The following is a 16,654-nucleotide window of genomic DNA, read 5'->3' on the forward strand; positions in this document are numbered from 1 at the left end:
AGCGCCAACAACAAAAAACCTCCGGATCGATGTCGAGCCGGAGGTTTTTTTATCACTTGAGAAACTGGGCTAATCAGCCCTGCGTCTTGTAGCGCTCGATGGCTTCAACGATCAGCTTCTTGGCAACGTCGACATTCTGCCAGCCGCCGATCTTCACCCACTTGCCGGGCTCCAGATCCTTGTAGTGTTCGAAGAAGTGCTCGATCTGCTTCAGGGTAATTTCCGGCAGATCCGTGTAGTTTTCGATCTTGTCATAGCGGCGCGTCAGCTTCGGCACCGGCACGGCGATGATCTTCTCATCCTTGCCACCGTCATCTTCCATGATCATCACGCCGATCGGACGAACGTTGATGACGCAGCCCGGAACGAGCGGACGGGTGTTGCAGATGAGAACGTCGATCGGATCGCCATCATCAGACAGGGTGTGCGGCACAAAGCCGTAGTTACCCGGATAAGTCATTGGCGTGTAGAGGAAACGATCAACGATCAGCGCACCGGCGTCCTTGTCCATCTCGTACTTGATCGGCTGACCGCCAACCGGCACTTCCACAATAACATTCACGTCTTCCGGCGGATTCTTGCCTACGGAGATTGCATCAATACGCATTCGCTTCCCTCATTTCGACGGGTTGGGTTCGGTTTTCGATAATGGGAAAGTCGTGGCATTGCAACATGGCTTTAAAAGGATCAGGCAGAATGCCTCATCCTTCGCTGTCAGGTTATCCACGATTTTTGGAAATGAAACGGAGGGCGGCAAGCCACCGGCAACATCCGTTTCGCTCAGTTCCAGACGAAACCGATCTTGCGCAACGAGGTGCCGCCGAAATCTTCCATGCCCTCGGCAATGTCACGCCCGCCATGCGAACGGAAAAAGCGATTGGCGACATCACTGTCTTCAAGGCACCAGACAACAATCCCCTGGCAACCAAGCGACGTCAGCAGTCTGCGCGCCTCGGTAAACAGCAGCGAACCGAGGCCGATTCCCTGATATTCCGGTCGGAGATAAAGTTCGTAGACTTCACCATCATGCGGAAGGCCGCGCGCGCGGCTAAGGCCCAGCGTCGCATAACCGGCGACCACGCCGGCCACCTCGACAACAAGCATCGTGGCTGAGCCACGGGTTGCCTTCTTCCACCACAATTCGCCACGACGCTCGAGCATCTGCGTCAACGGCTTGTGCGGGATCAACCCGGCATAAGCCTGTTGCCACGACAGACGGTGCGCCTCTGAGATGGCGCGCGCATCATGCGCTTCGGCACGGCGAACATCTATGGATAACGTTTTCATAACGCGATTCTGGCCCCGACTGCGGAAACTTGCCAGCCATAAAGGTTAACGGCACCAAGCTTACCCACAGCCTATTCATGTGGACGACCAGAAAAAATTAACGCATCCTTAACCTTTAATACAAGCCGCTTTCGACTCATCCCCAAATAAAAAACCCGGCACGAAGGCCGGGTTTTCAAGATCAGTCGCGATTGGCGATTAGACGGCAAGCTTTGCCTTCTCGAAACGCTTACGGTCGTTAGCATCGAGGAACATCTTGCGCAGACGGATCGACTTCGGCGTCACTTCCATCAGTTCGTCGTCCTGAATCCAGGAGAGGGCGCGGTCGAGCGTCATGCGGATCGGCGGCGTCAGCTTGACGGCTTCATCCTTGCCAGCGGCACGAATGTTGGTGAGCTGCTTGCCCTTCAGCACGTTGACTTCGAGATCGTTGTCGCGCGTGTGAATGCCGATAATCATGCCGGCATAGACCTTTTCACCTGGCTCGATGATCATCGGACCACGATCTTCCAGGTTGAACATGGCGTAGGCAACAGCTTCGCCGGAACCGTTGGACAGCAGAACGCCGTTGACACGGCCAGCAATCGCACCCTTGAAGGGCTGGTAGTCGTGGAACAGGCGGTTCATGATCGCCGTGCCACGCGTGTCGGTCAAGAGTTCGGACTGGTAACCGATCAGACCACGCGTCGGGGCGAGGAACTTCAGACGAACGCGGTTGCCACCGGACGGACGAAGCTCGGTCATTTCAGCCTTGCGCTCGGACATCTTCTGAACGACGACACCGGAATGCTCTTCATCGACGTCGATAACGACTTCTTCGATAGGCTCGATGGTCTGACCGTTTTCGTCCTTGTGCATAACGACGCGCGGACGTGAAACGGCAAGCTCGAAGCCTTCACGACGCATGGTTTCGATCAGAACGGCAAGCTGCAATTCGCCGCGACCCGAAACGAAGAACGAATCCTTGCCTTCGGCTTCTTCGATCTTCAGCGCAACGTTGCCTTCGGCTTCCTTGAACAGACGATCGCGGATAACGCGCGACGTTACCTTGTCGCCTTCCGTACCAGCCAGCGGCGAGTCGTTGACGATGAAGGACATGGTGACCGTTGGCGGGTCGATCGGCTGCGCCTTCATTGCTTCGTTGACCGAAGGATCACAGAACGTATCGGCAACCGTACCCTTGGAAAGGCCGGCAATAGCCACGATATCGCCCGCATGAGCTTCGTCGATGGCGGTGCGTTCGATGCCGCGGAATGCGAGGATCTTCGAAATACGGCCAGTTTCAACGGTCTTGCCGTCTTGACCGAGAACCTTCACGGCCTGGTTCGGCTTGATCGAGCCCGAAGCGATACGGCCGGTGATGATACGGCCGAGGAAGGGGTTGGCTTCAAGGATCGTACCGATCAGACGGAACGGACCTTCTTCAACGGTTGGCTCAGGAACGTGCTTCAGAACCAGGTCGAGCAGCGGAGCAAGACCTTCATCCTTCGGGCCTTCCGGGTTGACGTTCATCCAGCCATCGCGGCCCGAACCGTAGAGGATCGGGAAGTCGAGCTGTTCGTCGGTAGCATCCAGATTGGCGAAAAGGTCGAAAACTTCGTTGATGACTTCTTCATGGCGGCCATCCGGACGGTCGATCTTGTTGATCGCAACGATCGGCTTGAGACCAACCTTGAGAGCCTTGGACACCACGAACTTCGTCTGCGGCATCGGGCCTTCAGACGAGTCGACCAGAACGATTGCACCGTCCACCATCGAGAGAATACGCTCAACTTCACCACCGAAGTCGGCGTGGCCGGGGGTGTCGACGATGTTGATACGAACACCTTTCCACTCAACCGAAGTCGCCTTGGCGAGAATGGTGATGCCGCGTTCTTTTTCCAGGTCGTTCGAGTCCATCACGCGCTCTGCAACGCGCTGGTTGTCGCGGAAGGAGCCGGACTGCTTCAGAAGCTCGTCAACGAGCGTCGTTTTTCCATGGTCAACGTGCGCGATAATCGCGATGTTGCGAAGGGCCATATGATAAATCTCTGAGGTTGGGGCGCTAATCGTATGGGGTGCGCCAATTTAGTTTGGCGCGCTCATAACCTTTTTTTTGTAAATGCGAAAGGGGGGCTTTGTCATAAGCCCCCTGCGCCTAGGTTCTAGCTGAGAAATGTGACGGTCTTTATGCAAGCCCGCGTTTGGCGAGCATCGCATCCGGACTGGGCATCTTGCCGCGGAAAGCGAGATAGGCTTCCTCAGGGTCAATCGACCCGCCCACGGAATAGATATTGTCCTTCAGCTTGCGCGCCATTTCCGCGTTGAAGGCATCGCCGGTTTCCTCGAAAGCGGCAAAGGCATCAGCATCCAGCACCTCCGACCACATGTAGGAGTAATAACCGGCGGAATAGCCATCACCCGAGAATACATGCTGGAAATGCGGGGTTGCATGCCGCATTACAATCGATTTCGGCATTTTCAGCTCGTCCAGCACCTCACCCTGTACCGCCATAGGATCAGCCACCGCATCGCGCGTGTGGAAGGACATGTCGACGATTGCCGAAGAGGTAAACTCGACCGTGTTGAAACCGGCATTGAATGTCTGCGCGGCCAGCACGTTGTCGAGCAACGCCTTGGGCATGGGCTCGCCAGTCTGGTAGTGAAGCGCGTATGTCTCCAGAACTTCCGGAACGGTCAGCCAGTGTTCGTAGAGCTGCGACGGCAATTCCACGAAATCGCGGGATACACCCGTCCCCGAAACAGAAGGATACGTCACATCAGACAACATGCCATGCAGGGCATGACCGAATTCATGAAACAGCGTCCGGGCGTCATCGAGCGAAAGCAGCGCCGGTTTGCCTTCGGCGGGTTTTGCGAAATTGCAGACATTGTATATGATCGGCAACTCACCGACAGCGCCGTTCTTGAGCGGCAGCTTGTGCTGTGATTGGAACGAACTCATCCATGCGCCGGAGCGCTTGGATGGGCGGGCGAAATAATCGCCGAGGAACATTGCCTTCAGTTCGCCGCTGCCATTGCGGATTTCAAAAACCCGCACATCGGGATGATAGGCCGCGACACCTTTCGTTTCGACCGCGCGGATACCGAAAAGCCGGTTGGCAACATCGAAGCAGGCGTCGATGATTTTTTCCAACTGCAGATAAGGCTTGAGCTCAGCCTCAGAGAAGTTGAACTTCTGAGCGCGGAGCTTTTCCGCATAATGACGCCAATCCCATGGCATCACGTCGTGGTTTTTGCCTTCCTCCGCAATGATTGCCGAAAGTTCAGCCTCTTCTTCACCAGCGCGGGCAACGGCCTTTTCCCAGACCTGACCAAGCAATCCATTCACCGCATCGGGCGTTTTCGCCATGGTGTCGTCCAGCTTGTAGGCGGCAAAAGTCGCATATCCCAGAAGCTTCGCCTTTTCTTCGCGCAGCTCCAATGTCCGCTTCACCGTTGCACGGTTGTCAGTTTCGCCACCGTTTTCACCGCGTGCCACCCAAGCCTTGAATGCCTGCTCGCGCAGATCACGACGCTCGGAGAAGGTAAGGAACGGCTCGATGATCGAGCGCGACAGCGTCACAGCAAATTTTCCATCCTCACCATGCTCGCGCGCGGCTCCTGCCATCGCATCGCGCAGGAATGCAGGAATTCCGGCGAGTTCCTCTTCGGAGGACAGCAGAAGCTTCCAGTTCTTTTCATCAGCCAGGACATTTTGTCCGAATTTAGCGCCGAGCCCGGCCAGTTCCTCGTTGATCGACGCAAGCCGTTCCTGGCTCTCCTTCGGCAGCTTCGCGCCGGAGCGGACAAAGCCCTTCCAATGGCGTTTCAGAACACGCTTTTCCTCGCCTGTAAGGCCGAGATCATTACGCTTCTCCCAAAGGGCATCAATACGCTTGAACAACGCCTCGTTCATGCCGATCCTGGAATAATGGCGCGACATTTTCGGTGCGATCTCCCTCTCCAGTCCTTGAATGACCGGATTGGTGTGTGCACCTGCCTTATTCCAGAAGAGTGCCGAGACCCGCGAAAGATCGTCTCCGGCGATTTCGAGTGCAGTGATAGTATTCACGAATGTCGCCGGTTCGGAGTTATCGGCAATCGCATCGATTTCCTTGTCGTGCACAAGAAGTGCCGCATCGAAGGCTTCGGCGAAATCCTCGTCCCTAACAGCTTCAAACCTTGGCAGCCCATTCGGGCCATTCCAGTCTACGAGTGCGGGATGGGGAGCGGCTGCGGATGCCATTTCGTATTCCTCATGCGATTGCTGCTTTGCATCATATGGGCATGCCTTCCCCATCAATTCAATACGCGGGATTTGATGTGGAGGACGATGACCCGACAGGTGCCGAATATTGACCATATCAGCGATGACATGGTTACATTTCCATCCATATCCCATGATGGAGATATGTATTATGGAGATTTATTCCTTAAGGTCTGCCAGCAGTTTTTTCTTCAGAGAAGATTCCAGAAACACCAGGGCCGTGGCCACCCCTGATTTTGAACAGACCACGCACAACGAAACGACCGCGACGTTTGAAGATTCCGTAAAGCGCGTCGATTTTACCAGCCTGAGCCCGCGGGAAGTGCGGGAATTTGCCCAAGGTTGCTACGACACCGGCAAGATCAGCCATGACACATGGGTCGAGCTCTCGTCCGACTTGCCAATGCAAACGCTGAACGCCAATGGCGAAGTTGTCGATACCAGCAATGTCACAGATGATACTCAGTTCGATTTTGTCGGCTACTTCTCGGACCGCCTTGAAATAGCGCGATCGATCGGCACCGTCGAAGAAACGGACAAGATAGAAAACGTCTTGTCCTTTTTCGCGTCGGCTTGAAGTGTTGCGGTAAAGGAATATCGCCCGGTATATTGACCGGGTCGGGAAATACTTTGTCCATTTACGACAAAATCTGTCATATGCCATTGATTGTCGCCGGGATTTTAGTAAGGCTGACTTACGAAAAGGCGGATCATGGGCACGAAACTCGAAAAAGATTCATTGGCTTTTCTGCTCAACAGCAGCGCACGCCTGTTGAATACAGCTTTTGAGCGCCGCATCGCCGATGCCGGTCTTGGACTGACACCCGGCGAAGCGAGGGCGCTGCTGACGGTTGCCATCATCGACGGCAGCAAGCAATCCGACATCGCCGCACGTCTTGGTATCGAGCCCATGACGATATGTGCCTATATCGACAAACTTCAGTCTCTCGATCTCGTCGAGCGCCAGCAGGACCCTAATGATCGCCGGTCAAAGCGCATCGTGCTGACGGAAAATGCAGACGAGATGCTGAAAGCCGTGAGGCAGGAAATCGACCAACTTCTGCGTCAGGCCACGCAGGGTTTGAGCGAAGCCGATATCGCTACATTCCGCAATTGCCTTCAGGCCCTTCGGGAAAATCTTCAACCGGAACAGCCGTCCCAGAGCGGTCAGTAAGACATGTCATCAAAAACCATCATGTCCAGGCGGCGCACGGCCATGCTCGGCGCGCTCTTGACCGCACTCGGCCCGATCTCCATGGCGATCTATACGCCGGCCATGCCGGAGCTGGTGCATGGCTTTGCCACGACGGACTCCGCTGTGAAGATGAGCCTCTCGCTTTATTTCGCGGGATTTGCCTTGGCACAACTGATTGCCGGTCCCGCCTCTGATGCGTTCGGACGGCGCACGGCAAGCCTGATTTTTCTGTCGATCTTTCTGCTCGGTAGTGTACTCGCCATTCTTGCCCCGACGATCGAGTTTTTGCTGCTGGCGCGTCTGGTGCAGGGCATTGGCGCCTCCGTCGGCATGACCGTTGCCCGTGCCTTTGTACGTGACCAGTTTACGGGCGCCGAAGCCTCCAGCATCATGAACCTCATCGGCATCATGCTTGCCATTGGCCCCGCAATGGGCCCGACGATCGGCGGCCTGTCGCTCGCCGCTTTCGGCTGGCAATCAATTTTCTATCTGCTGGCCGGCCTTGGCGTCATCGCCATTCTATCGGTTGTTTTCTACCTCCGGGAGACAACAATTCCGGACAAAAGCCGCATACGGCCGACGCGGCTTCTTTCCGCCTATCGGGAACTGCTGGGGCAACCACGCTTTCTGCTAGGCGCACTCGTTCTCGGTGGCTCGATTGGCGCCCTCTATGCGCAAGCGACCATGCTGGCCTTCATCCTCATCAAGGATGTCGGCCTGTCGCCGACAGCCTTTGGTGTCGGCATGCTGATGCAATCCGGCTCCTATTTCTTCGGCTCGATCGCCCTGCGCTACATCGCACCGAAGCTCGGGGATCGGCATTCAACCGTTCTCGGCCTCTGTTTTTCAGGCACGGGCGGGCTTCTCATCATGCTGTCGGTGTTTCTCCTGCCGCCGTCCTTCCTATCCATCATGGGGCCGGTTGCCGTAGCAACCGTAGGGATCGCGCTGCTCACCCCTTCCATGGTCACCGCAACACTGGCCCCCTTCCCGCACATTGCCGGATCGGCGTCGGCCATGATGGGCTTCATTCAGATTGGCTCTGGCTTTATCGGTGGAGCAGCCGCCTCGCTGATCAATTCGCCGCTGACGAGCTTCGGTATCATCATTCCCGTCATGGAGTTCACTGCCGTCGCGAGTTACATCGCCTTCCGCGTCATCTCCCAAAAGAGCGCATGAAAAACCCGCGGACCAGAAGATCCGCGGGCTGACGTAGTAATCCCAAAATCGTCTCGACGATCAGCCGAGAAGATTGCGCTTTGCTAGCGTGCGAAGGCGCAGCGCGTTCAGCTTGATGAAACCTGCGGCATCCTTCTGGTCGTAGGCGCCGTGGTCGTCTTCGAAGGTTACCAGAGCGTCAGAATACAGCGACTTTTCGCTTTCACGGCCGGTTACCATGACGTTGCCCTTATAGAGCTTCAGCGTCACTTCGCCTTCGACATGCTCTTGGCTCTTGTCGATCAGCGCCTGCAGCATCTCACGCTCCGGCGAGAACCAGAAGCCGTAATAGATAAGCTCGGCATAACGCGGCATCAGCTCGTCCTTGAGGTGAGCAGCACCGCGATCGAGCGTGATGGATTCAATGGCGCGATGTGCGGCAAGCAGGATGGTGCCGCCGGGCGTTTCATAAACGCCGCGAGACTTCATGCCGACGAAACGGTTTTCAACGAGGTCGAGACGGCCGATACCGTTTTCGCGACCATAGTTGTTGAGCGTGGCGAGCAGGGTTGCCGGCGACATCTCAACACCGTTGATGGAGCAGGCATCGCCCTTGCGGAAACCGATCTTGATAACGGTAGCCTTGTCTGGAGCGGCTTCCGGCGAGATGGTGCGCATATGCACGTATTCCGGCGCTTCCACTGCAGGATCTTCCAGAACCTTGCCCTCGGAAGACGAGTGCAGCAGGTTGGCATCCACGGAGAAAGGCGCCTCACCCTTCTTGTCCTTGGCAACCGGAATCTGATGCTCTTCAGCGAATTTCAGGAGATCGGTACGGCTCTTGAACGACCAGTCGCGCCACGGAGCGATGATCTTGATATCCGGGTTGAGCGCATAGGCAGAGAGTTCGAAACGAACCTGGTCGTTGCCCTTGCCGGTCGCGCCATGCGCGATCGCGTCAGCACCGGTCTTTTTGGCGATGTCGATAAGGTGCTTGGAAATCAGCGGACGGGCAATCGATGTGCCGAGCAGATAGACACCTTCATAAACGGCATTGGCGCGGAACATCGGGAAGACGAAGTCGCGCACGAACTCTTCACGGACGTCCTCGATGAAGATTTCCTTGATGCCCAGCATCTCGGCTTTCTTGCGCGCAGGCTCAAGTTCTTCACCCTGGCCGAGATCAGCCGTAAAGGTGACGACTTCCGCGCCGAGTTCCGTCTGAAGCCATTTCAGGATGATCGAGGTGTCGAGACCGCCGGAATAGGCAAGAACGACTTTCTTTACGTCTTTCGGGAGTGCCATAGTGATGTCCATCTGCATGATGGCGGCATGGGGTATGCCGCCATTTCCTTGGGATTTCGGCACTTTTACAGTGCAACCCCGAAGGTGTGAAGCGCTTTTCCCAAAAAGACATGCGCCAAAACAAAGAATTGGAGAACCGAAACCCGGGGAACGGTACGGCTGGACAGGCCGAAGCTTGAGTGGGGGCTGGAACGAAGGAATTGTCACATGCATTATGTGTTTCGCGCCGTAACATCCACGGACGCGAAACAGAAAGCGTGAATGAAGCCACTCAGGGCTCAAGAAACGTTGCAAGCCGCTGGAAACAGCAGGAAACGACGGGAAGGAGAAACCGATGACGATCATCCACCCAGCATTCAAGGAAGACAATGTTGCCGTCATTACCGGCGCCGCGTCAGGCATCGGTCTTGCTGCGGCGCGTAAGTTTGCCGGCTTTGGCATGAGCGTCGTGCTCGCCGATCTCGATGGAGACAAGCTTGCCGAAGCACATGCCGAGGTTCTCAAGCTATCCAAGGATGGCGAGGCGCAAATTGTCACCGTGCCGACCGACGTATCGAAGCTCGATGAACTTGAAGCACTCGAACGTGCCGTCATCCAGCGTTTTGGGCGCGTACATGTTCTGATGAACAATGCCGGAATTCAGCCGGGAAGTGCGATCTTCGGCCCACAAGCCAATTGGGAAAAGATCATCAACGTCAACCTGATGGGCGTGGTGAACGGCAGTCGGGTTTTCGGACCGGGTATGGTCGCGCATGCTGAGCCGTCACTCATCATCAACACCGGCTCGAAACAGGGCATCACCACGCCGCCCGGCGATCCGGCCTACAATGTCTCTAAAGCCGGCGTCAAAGCCTTCACCGAGGCGCTGCAACATGAACTGCGGAATATCGCCAGCAGCGCTGTTTCTGCGCATCTGCTCATCCCGGGATATGTTTTCACCGGTCTGACCGCCAATGGCAGAACGGAAAAACCCTCAGGTGCATGGACGGCCGAACAGACGGTCGATTTCATGGTCGACAGTCTTGGTAATGGCGATTTCTATATTCTTTGCCCAGACGGAGAGGTGGACCGCCCGACGGACGAAAAACGCATTCTGTGGGCCGCCTACGATATCGTTCAGAACCGTCCGCCGTTGTCGCGCTGGCATACGGAGTATTCGGCCGAATTTACAACGTTCCTCAAGAACTGATTTTTTGAACCTGCCGCGCCTTGAACCGTGCGGCAGGCGCGCTCTGTTCCTCCTTTGCCCCGAGGATTCAAAGGCATTGGCAGAAGCGCGAAATCGCGTTAATCAACAGCATCTCCAGTTTTTTCAGGTGCCGTGATGGATTTCGTTCCAAGCCTGCCAACTCTTGCTGCATTCACCATCGCCATCCTGCTTCTGGCCGTAACACCCGGCCCCGACATGACGTTGTGGATCAGCCGATCCCTTCGGGAAGGCCGGAAGGCCGGTTTCGTGACTCTTGTCGGCTCCAACATCGGCATTACGGTACACACCCTGCTGGTCGCATTCGGCGTCGCAGCACTGATCGTTGCGTCACCAACCGCCTTCATGGTTCTGAAGACAGGTGGGGCCGCCTATCTCGTCTGGCTGGCCATTCAGGCAATCCGCAAAGGTTCTGATTTCGTGATGGTGAAGACCACGGGCGCAAAACCTCAGGCGTCCCTGAAGTCTGCCCTGTTGAACGGCATATGGGTGAACCTGCTGAACCCCAAGGTCATCATTTTCTTCATGACCTTCCTCCCGCAATTCGTCAGCGCCTCTGACCCTCACGTCACCGGCAAACTGATCTTTCTTGGCATCTGGTCAATCATTGTCGCGCTTCCGATCGGTATCGGCATTGTGGTTGCGGCGGATTCCCTGTCGAGCTGGCTGCAAAGCAACCGCAAGGTCCTGCGCGGGCTCGATTACACGATTGCCGGTGTCTTCTCGCTGTTTGCCGTCAAGATCTTCCTGACACAGGCAAAATAAAAGGCGCCACAAGGAGCGCCTTTTAATCCGTCAGCCGATCAACAGCTCATCGTCATCCAGTTTCTGTCCGCGGATCTTGCGGAACATCTCGATCAGATCTTCCACCTGCAAGCCCTTGCGGCTTTCGCCGGAGACATCGAGGACGATCTCGCCGGCGTGCAACATGATCGTACGGTCACCATAGTCGAGCGCCTGGCGCATGGAGTGCGTCACCATCAGGGTCGTCAGCTTGCGCTCGGACACCACTTTGCGGGTGAGTTCCATGACAAATTCCGCCATCCCCGGATCGAGCGCGGCGGTATGCTCGTCAAGCAACAGGACATCGGACCCGGAAAGGGTTGCCATAACAAGCGAAACGGCCTGTCTCTGACCGCCAGACAGCAAATCCATCCGGTCTTTCAGGCGATTTTCAAGGCCGAGGCCGAGCGAGGCAATACGGTCCTTGAAGAAGTCGCGGCGTCCACCGCCAAGCGCTGGCATCAGCCCGCGCAGTTTGCCGCGTGCCGCTGCCAGAGCAAGGTTCTCTTCAATGCTCAAAACACCGCAACTGCCTGCCAACGGGTCCTGGAAGACACGTGCCACCTGACCGGCCCGGCTCGCCGTCGGCTTGCGTGTCACATCCACACCGCCAATCGTGACCTTTCCCGCTGTTGGCAGGACATCGCCAGCCAGCACGCCGAGCAACGTGGATTTTCCCGCGCCGTTCGAACCGATGACCGTCACGAAGGAACCTTCTTCGATGGTCAGATCAATCTTCGCCAGCGCCTGCTTCTGCAAGGGCGTCCCCTTGCCGAACACGACCTGAATATCGGACAGAGAAATCATGATGCGGCTCCCCCGCGGCGCAGACGCGGCAAGATCAGCGCAACGGCGACCAGCACGGCTGTAACGAAATTGAGATCGGAGGCTTTCAGGCCCAGCGCATCGCTCGAAAGCGCGAGCTGGATAGCCAGACGGTAGGCAATCGAACCAAACACACAACCGATCAGGGCAATGAGAATGCCACGCGAACCAAACAGCGTTTCACCGATGATGACGGCAGCAAGGCCAACCACGATCGTGCCGACGCCGGATGTCACGTCAGCGAAACCGTTGGTCTGCGCAAACAGCGCTCCGCCCAGTGCTACGAGCGCGTTGGAAAGCGCCATGCCAAGATAGATCTGATTGCCGGTCTTCACGCCTTGCGCCCGCGCCATTCGGGCATTGGCGCCGGTAGCGCGCATGGCAAGGCCCGCATCGCTTTCCAGAAAACGCCAGACAACGATGACGACGACCACCGCCAGTACACCAACGAACAGCGGCCGAACCAGGTATTCGGAAACACCGAGCCCATAGAACGGTTCGATAACCGTTTCCTGGTTGAGCAGAGCCACATTTGGCTTGCCCATGACGCGCAGGTTGACGGAGAACAGCGCGATCATGGTCAGGATCGAGGCGAGAAGATTGAGGATCTTGAAACGGACATTCAACAGCGCCGTCACCATGCCAGCCGCCGCGCCCGCCAGCATGGCAACACCCGTGGCAAGCCACGGGTTCAATCCGGCAATGATCAGCACCGCCGCAACAGCAGCCCCAAGCGGGAACGATCCGTCGACCGTCAGGTCCGGAAAATCGAGTACGCGGAAAGCGAGATAGACGCCGATAGCGACAAAGGCAAAAACCAGCCCAAGCTCGACGGCACCCCAGAAAGCGATTTGGCTCACAAGAAAAGTCCTTGGTTTACCCGCCGCACAAGAAACGGTTGCGGCTGGGGATAGCAGAAGGGCCGCTTTAAAGCGGCCCCGCAGGGATTAGTCGATGACCTTGGTGGCGCGTTTCGTGACGCTTTCCGGGAAAGTCACACCAGCCTTTTCAGCGGCGGTCTTGTTGAGAACAAGATCGGTACCAACAGCAACCGTCGCCGGAATATCGCCAGGCTTTTCACCCTTGAGGATGCGAACAACCACGGCACCGGTCTGTTTGCCTACGTCGAAGTAGTTGAAGCCAAGAGCCGCAATGGCACCGCGCGCAACCGAATCCGTGTCAGCGGCATAAAGCGGGATCTTCGCTTCGGACGCGACGCCCGCAGCAGCCTCAAAGGCCGAAACGATGGTGTTGTCGGTCGGAACGTAGATCACGTCCGCCTTGCCAACCAGTGCGCGGGTCGCACCCTGCACTTCGGCAGACTTCGTGGCGACGGATTCGACAACCTTGAGACCGGCCTTCTCGGCTTCAGCCTTCAGCATTTCCAATGTCGAAACGGAGTTCGCCTCGGCGGAATTGTAGATGTAACCGACGGTCTTGGCGTTCGGCGTGATTTCCTTGATCAATGCCAGATGCTCATTCACTGGCAGCGCATCGGAAAGACCGGTGACGTTGCGGCCGGGCTTGTCCATCGACTTCACAAGCTGCGCACCGACCGGATCGGAAACGGCAGTAAATACGACCGGAATATCCCGCGTGGCAGCAGCCACGGCCTGTGCGGATGGCGTGGAGATCGGTACGATCACGCTCGGCGCATCGCCAACGAACTGGCGGGCGATCTGTGCTGCCGTGCCGGGATTGCCCTGCGCGGACTGGTAGACGAACTTCAGGTTTTCACCTTCCTTGTAACCGGCTTCCGCAAGGGCTGCCTTGACGCCATCACGAGCGGCGTCAAGTGCCGGATGCTCAACGATTGCGGTGACGGCAACGGTTACGTCTTCTGCCTTGGCCGGCATGGCAAGGGCGGTAGCAGCCGCCAGTGCCAGAATAAGTGCGCGCATGGGTATCCTCCGATTGTTTTCGTTTCTTTGCCTTCTTTAGGAAAGCAGCAAGTCGAAATCAATCACGCAAGCTCTATGGCAACCATCAATTCTTCTTTTGCAAGAAAATCAGTCGTCAGCGCCATGATTGGCGATCATCATTGCTTCGAAGGCAAGACGTTCGGTTTTGCGCATGCGCTCGGATTCGGACTTGAGCTGGCCGCAGGCCGCCAGAATGTCGCGCCCACGCGGAGTACGGATCGGCGAAGCATAACCGGCCTGATTGATGAAATCGGCAAACTTCTCGATCTGCGCCCAATCGGAGCACTGGTAATTGGTGCCGGGCCACGGATTGAACGGAATGAGGTTGATCTTGGCAGGCACGCCCTTCAGAAGCTGAATCAGCATCTTGGCGTCTTCCAGGCTGTCGTTCACATCCTTCAGCATCACATATTCAAAAGTGATGCGGCGGGCATTCGACAGGCCGGGATACTTGCGGCAGGCCTCGATCAGCTCCTTCAGCGGATACTTCTTGTTGATCGGCACCAGCATATCGCGCAGCTCGTCGCGCACGGCATGCAGCGAAATTGCCAACATAACGCCGATTTCATCGCCGGTCCGGAAGATTTCCGGCACGACACCGGATGTCGACAGCGTCACACGACGCTTGGAGAGCGAGAGGCCATCGCCATCGGTCGCAATCAACAGCGCGGTCTTTACATTGTCGAAATTGTAAAGCGGCTCGCCCATGCCCATCATGACGATGTTGGAGACCTTGCGACCTTCGCTCGGAACATATGCACCGACAGGCGTCGAACCATCGGGAAAATCGCCAAGACGATCGCGTGCCAGCAGTAGCTGAGCCAAGATTTCTTCAGCGGTCAGGTTGCGCACCAGACGCTGCGTGCCGGTGTGGCAGAAGGAACAGGTCAGCGAGCAACCAACCTGGCTGGAAATGCACAGCGTGCCACGGCCCTCTTCGGGAATGTAGACGGTTTCCACTTCGACAGGACGGCCAGCACCGCGCGGCGGGAAGCGCAGGAGCCATTTGCGCGTGCCGTCGTTGGAGATTTGCTCCTCCACGACTTCAGGGCGAGCAATGGTAAAGGCGGCCTTGAGTTTCTCGCGAAGCTCCTTGGCGACATTCGTCATGTTGTCGAAGTCTGAAACACCACGCACATAGAGCCAATTCCACAACTGGCTGACGCGCATTTTCGTCTGCTTCTGCGGTACGCCGATTTCCATCAACGCGTCCGCCATCTCCTCACGCGTCATGCCGATCAGCGAGGGTTTTCCGGACATAAGGTCGCTATTGGCCACAAGTGGCGTTTTGACTGCCAGTCCGGCAGTGGCTTCCATTACGGACATCACACTATCCCATCATCCAATGCATCGCCGGACCAGCCTTCTGGGAAGGCGGAAAATCGTCGGCATGTCGTGAAATTCAAAAGGCGGACAACGCAACACGCTTCCGCCTTATCCTGTTGCCGCGCCTTTACCATCAATACGGCAAAAACGCAAATGGCCGATCCTGAAGACCGGCCATTTCAAACGTTGAGGAAGCTGAAAAACTTACTTGCAGCTTTCGATCTGCTTCAGGGCAGCGGAAATGCCCGACAGAGAATAGGAGTAGGAGGTGGCGGTACCGCGTCCGGACGTTGCCTTCACGGTCATGCTTTTGCCACCCTTCATCGCGGCAACAAGTGCCGGCTCTTCAGCAGCGTTTTCAACCCAGGCAGCCTTGTCCTTGGTGAACATCACGAAGTTTTTGTTGTCGATGGTCACATTGACCTTCGAGCCCTGCTTCAGCGAGTAACCCACCATGGCCTGCGGCTCATAGGAAATGTTTTGGCCAGGGCGCTGCGAAACGATGAAGAAAATATCACCGTGATCGACGCTAGCGGGCTCCTTGGCGGTTGGAATGGACAGAACGTAGCAGACGGTGCTGTTGCCCGATTTGTACGAATACGCGCCCCATGCATTGAACTGCTGGATACGCGTGGGCGACTGTGCAGATGCTACGCCAACGCTGGTCAGCAAAATGGCTACTGCGGTTGCTACACTTCTTACAAACATAGAATTTCCTGCCGGGTTATTATCTTCCATTGGCCCGAAGCGGCTGCGGGCTCCGTTTTCAGAACGGCCACTTTCAGGTGCGGATCGTCTTTTCTCATTGTGGTCAGGAAGCGGTTACCAAACCGTCAACAGCACGCATAAAATGCCGAAAACGTCCTGTGGTGTTACAGATCGGCGACTCCCAGCACCCTGAGCGGAAGGACGTGGCACGACCTTCCGCTTCGTGTATGACACACAAATTCAGGCAAGAATTTGTCAGCTATCGGGCTCTGCGGATTGGGCACATCACAGAGGCGTTACCCTTGCTCCTGCTGTCGTTTCAGCATGGCGTCCGCGGCCTCGTAATGCTCCATCTTGATATGAGCACGGATCATGGCAAGGGCTGCGGTGACAACCGCAATGTCATCCGTAAACCCGATGACCGCCAGAACATCAGGAACCACATCCATCGGCATGACGAAATAGGCAAGCGCAGCCAGGATAATACCTTTGGCCTTCAGCGGCGTGCTACGATCGACCGCGCAGTAATAAGCGGCTGCCGCGTCGCGAGCGAACGGCACCTTTGTCATCACCCGCTTCATTTTCGGCCAGAACTTGGCGCGGATCACGCGCTCACGTTCTTCCTGCTTGTCGGGTTCGCCGGGCAGGAGAATTTCACCGATTTTCACATCATCCATGATCGACGGTCC

General features: G+C 56.6%; 16 protein-coding genes. 5 read left to right on the forward strand and 11 right to left on the reverse strand.

Annotated elements, in window-relative coordinates; all coding sequences use genetic code 11:
* Positions 1-73 precede the first annotated feature (73 nt).
* The 4 genes from ppa to ACIQT8_RS18965 all read right to left on the reverse strand — a co-directional run bounded on the left by ppa (position 74) and on the right by ACIQT8_RS18965 (position 5,515).
* A complete protein-coding gene (gene ppa / locus ACIQT8_RS18950; protein ID WP_138795284.1) occupies positions 74-607 on the reverse strand; it encodes an inorganic diphosphatase in 534 nt (177 codons plus the stop codon).
* A 173-nt stretch (positions 608-780) separates the two neighbouring features.
* On the reverse strand, positions 781-1,287 hold the full coding sequence (locus tag ACIQT8_RS18955; RefSeq protein WP_138795283.1) for a GNAT family N-acetyltransferase: 507 nt from the start codon (positions 1,285-1,287) through the stop codon (positions 781-783).
* 198 nt (positions 1,288-1,485) lie between these two features.
* Positions 1,486-3,306, reverse strand: coding sequence for a translational GTPase TypA (gene typA / locus ACIQT8_RS18960; RefSeq protein WP_138795282.1), 1,821 nt, complete (start codon positions 3,304-3,306; stop codon positions 1,486-1,488).
* A gap of 148 nt (positions 3,307-3,454) precedes the next feature.
* Positions 3,455-5,515, reverse strand: coding sequence for a M3 family metallopeptidase (locus tag ACIQT8_RS18965; RefSeq protein WP_400968319.1), 2,061 nt, complete (start codon positions 5,513-5,515; stop codon positions 3,455-3,457).
* A 172-nt stretch (positions 5,516-5,687) separates the two neighbouring features.
* Between ACIQT8_RS18965 and ACIQT8_RS18970 the strand changes: the two genes are divergently transcribed.
* The 3 genes from ACIQT8_RS18970 to ACIQT8_RS18980 all read left to right on the forward strand — a co-directional run bounded on the left by ACIQT8_RS18970 (position 5,688) and on the right by ACIQT8_RS18980 (position 7,910).
* A complete protein-coding gene (locus ACIQT8_RS18970) occupies positions 5,688-6,113 on the forward strand; it encodes a hypothetical protein (RefSeq protein ID WP_400968322.1) in 426 nt (141 codons plus the stop codon).
* A gap of 135 nt (positions 6,114-6,248) precedes the next feature.
* Positions 6,249-6,710, forward strand: coding sequence for a MarR family winged helix-turn-helix transcriptional regulator (locus ACIQT8_RS18975; protein WP_138795279.1), 462 nt, complete (start codon positions 6,249-6,251; stop codon positions 6,708-6,710).
* A 3-nt stretch (positions 6,711-6,713) separates the two neighbouring features.
* Positions 6,714-7,910 carry a multidrug effflux MFS transporter gene (locus ACIQT8_RS18980; RefSeq protein ID WP_400968326.1) on the forward strand — a complete coding sequence of 399 codons (1,197 nt, stop codon included), beginning with the start codon at positions 6,714-6,716 and terminating at the stop codon, positions 7,908-7,910.
* 60 nt (positions 7,911-7,970) lie between these two features.
* On the opposite strand, the gene ACIQT8_RS18985 is transcribed toward ACIQT8_RS18980, so the two are convergent.
* The gene (locus tag ACIQT8_RS18985; RefSeq protein WP_138795402.1) at positions 7,971-9,194 is read right to left on the reverse strand and encodes an argininosuccinate synthase; all 1,224 of its coding nucleotides are present in this window, start codon (positions 9,192-9,194) and stop codon (positions 7,971-7,973) included.
* Positions 9,195-9,528: 334 nt separating this feature from the next.
* Here ACIQT8_RS18985 and ACIQT8_RS18990 point away from each other — a divergent pair, with 334 nt between their 5' ends.
* Complete coding sequence (locus ACIQT8_RS18990; RefSeq protein ID WP_400968329.1) at positions 9,529-10,383, forward strand: SDR family NAD(P)-dependent oxidoreductase; 855 nt, start codon at positions 9,529-9,531, stop codon at positions 10,381-10,383.
* 135 nt (positions 10,384-10,518) lie between these two features.
* Positions 10,519-11,166, forward strand: coding sequence for a LysE family translocator (locus ACIQT8_RS18995; RefSeq protein WP_138795276.1), 648 nt, complete (start codon positions 10,519-10,521; stop codon positions 11,164-11,166).
* A 30-nt stretch (positions 11,167-11,196) separates the two neighbouring features.
* On the opposite strand, the gene ACIQT8_RS19000 is transcribed toward ACIQT8_RS18995, so the two are convergent.
* The 6 genes from ACIQT8_RS19000 to ACIQT8_RS19025 all read right to left on the reverse strand — a co-directional run bounded on the left by ACIQT8_RS19000 (position 11,197) and on the right by ACIQT8_RS19025 (position 16,642).
* The gene (locus tag ACIQT8_RS19000; protein ID WP_138795275.1) at positions 11,197-11,991 is read right to left on the reverse strand and encodes an ABC transporter ATP-binding protein; all 795 of its coding nucleotides are present in this window, start codon (positions 11,989-11,991) and stop codon (positions 11,197-11,199) included.
* Positions 11,988-12,869, reverse strand: coding sequence for an ABC transporter permease (locus ACIQT8_RS19005; protein ID WP_400968332.1), 882 nt, complete (start codon positions 12,867-12,869; stop codon positions 11,988-11,990). The genes ACIQT8_RS19000 and ACIQT8_RS19005 overlap by 4 nt, the downstream gene beginning before the upstream one ends.
* 87 nt (positions 12,870-12,956) lie before the next feature.
* The gene (locus ACIQT8_RS19010) at positions 12,957-13,910 is read right to left on the reverse strand and encodes an ABC transporter substrate-binding protein (RefSeq protein ID WP_262523401.1); all 954 of its coding nucleotides are present in this window, start codon (positions 13,908-13,910) and stop codon (positions 12,957-12,959) included.
* Positions 13,911-14,018: 108 nt separating this feature from the next.
* On the reverse strand, positions 14,019-15,257 hold the full coding sequence (rlmN, locus tag ACIQT8_RS19015; RefSeq protein WP_400968334.1) for a 23S rRNA (adenine(2503)-C(2))-methyltransferase RlmN: 1,239 nt from the start codon (positions 15,255-15,257) through the stop codon (positions 14,019-14,021).
* Positions 15,258-15,461: 204 nt separating this feature from the next.
* Positions 15,462-15,965, reverse strand: coding sequence for an invasion associated locus B family protein (locus ACIQT8_RS19020; protein WP_138795272.1), 504 nt, complete (start codon positions 15,963-15,965; stop codon positions 15,462-15,464).
* A gap of 296 nt (positions 15,966-16,261) precedes the next feature.
* Positions 16,262-16,642, reverse strand: a complete 381-nt coding sequence (locus tag ACIQT8_RS19025) for a YkvA family protein (protein ID WP_138795271.1) — start codon at positions 16,640-16,642, stop codon at positions 16,262-16,264.
* Between the last annotated feature and the right edge of the window lie 12 nt (positions 16,643-16,654).

The sequence above is a fragment of the Agrobacterium sp. NPDC090273 genome, assembly GCF_044772305.1.
Taxonomy (GTDB): domain Bacteria; phylum Pseudomonadota; class Alphaproteobacteria; order Rhizobiales; family Rhizobiaceae; genus Agrobacterium.

Coding starts and splice junctions, on each gene's coding strand:
- ACIQT8_RS18975 (WP_138795279.1), top strand. CDS start 6,249: ATGGGCACGAAACTCGAAAAAGATTCATTGGCTTTTCTGCTCAACAGC.
- ACIQT8_RS18965 (WP_400968319.1), bottom strand. CDS start 5,515: ATGGCATCCGCAGCCGCTCCCCATCCCGCACTCGTAGACTGGAATGGC.
- ACIQT8_RS18970 (WP_400968322.1), top strand. CDS start 5,688: ATGGAGATTTATTCCTTAAGGTCTGCCAGCAGTTTTTTCTTCAGAGAA.
- ACIQT8_RS18980 (WP_400968326.1), top strand. CDS start 6,714: ATGTCATCAAAAACCATCATGTCCAGGCGGCGCACGGCCATGCTCGGC.
- ACIQT8_RS19010 (WP_262523401.1), bottom strand. CDS start 13,910: ATGCGCGCACTTATTCTGGCACTGGCGGCTGCTACCGCCCTTGCCATG.
- ACIQT8_RS18955 (WP_138795283.1), bottom strand. CDS start 1,287: ATGAAAACGTTATCCATAGATGTTCGCCGTGCCGAAGCGCATGATGCG.
- ACIQT8_RS19025 (WP_138795271.1), bottom strand. CDS start 16,642: ATGGATGATGTGAAAATCGGTGAAATTCTCCTGCCCGGCGAACCCGAC.
- ACIQT8_RS19020 (WP_138795272.1), bottom strand. CDS start 15,965: ATGTTTGTAAGAAGTGTAGCAACCGCAGTAGCCATTTTGCTGACCAGC.
- rlmN (WP_400968334.1), bottom strand. CDS start 15,257: ATGTCCGTAATGGAAGCCACTGCCGGACTGGCAGTCAAAACGCCACTT.
- ACIQT8_RS18990 (WP_400968329.1), top strand. CDS start 9,529: ATGACGATCATCCACCCAGCATTCAAGGAAGACAATGTTGCCGTCATT.
- ACIQT8_RS18995 (WP_138795276.1), top strand. CDS start 10,519: ATGGATTTCGTTCCAAGCCTGCCAACTCTTGCTGCATTCACCATCGCC.
- ACIQT8_RS19000 (WP_138795275.1), bottom strand. CDS start 11,991: ATGATTTCTCTGTCCGATATTCAGGTCGTGTTCGGCAAGGGGACGCCC.
- ppa (WP_138795284.1), bottom strand. CDS start 607: ATGCGTATTGATGCAATCTCCGTAGGCAAGAATCCGCCGGAAGACGTG.
- ACIQT8_RS18985 (WP_138795402.1), bottom strand. CDS start 9,194: ATGGCACTCCCGAAAGACGTAAAGAAAGTCGTTCTTGCCTATTCCGGC.
- typA (WP_138795282.1), bottom strand. CDS start 3,306: ATGGCCCTTCGCAACATCGCGATTATCGCGCACGTTGACCATGGAAAA.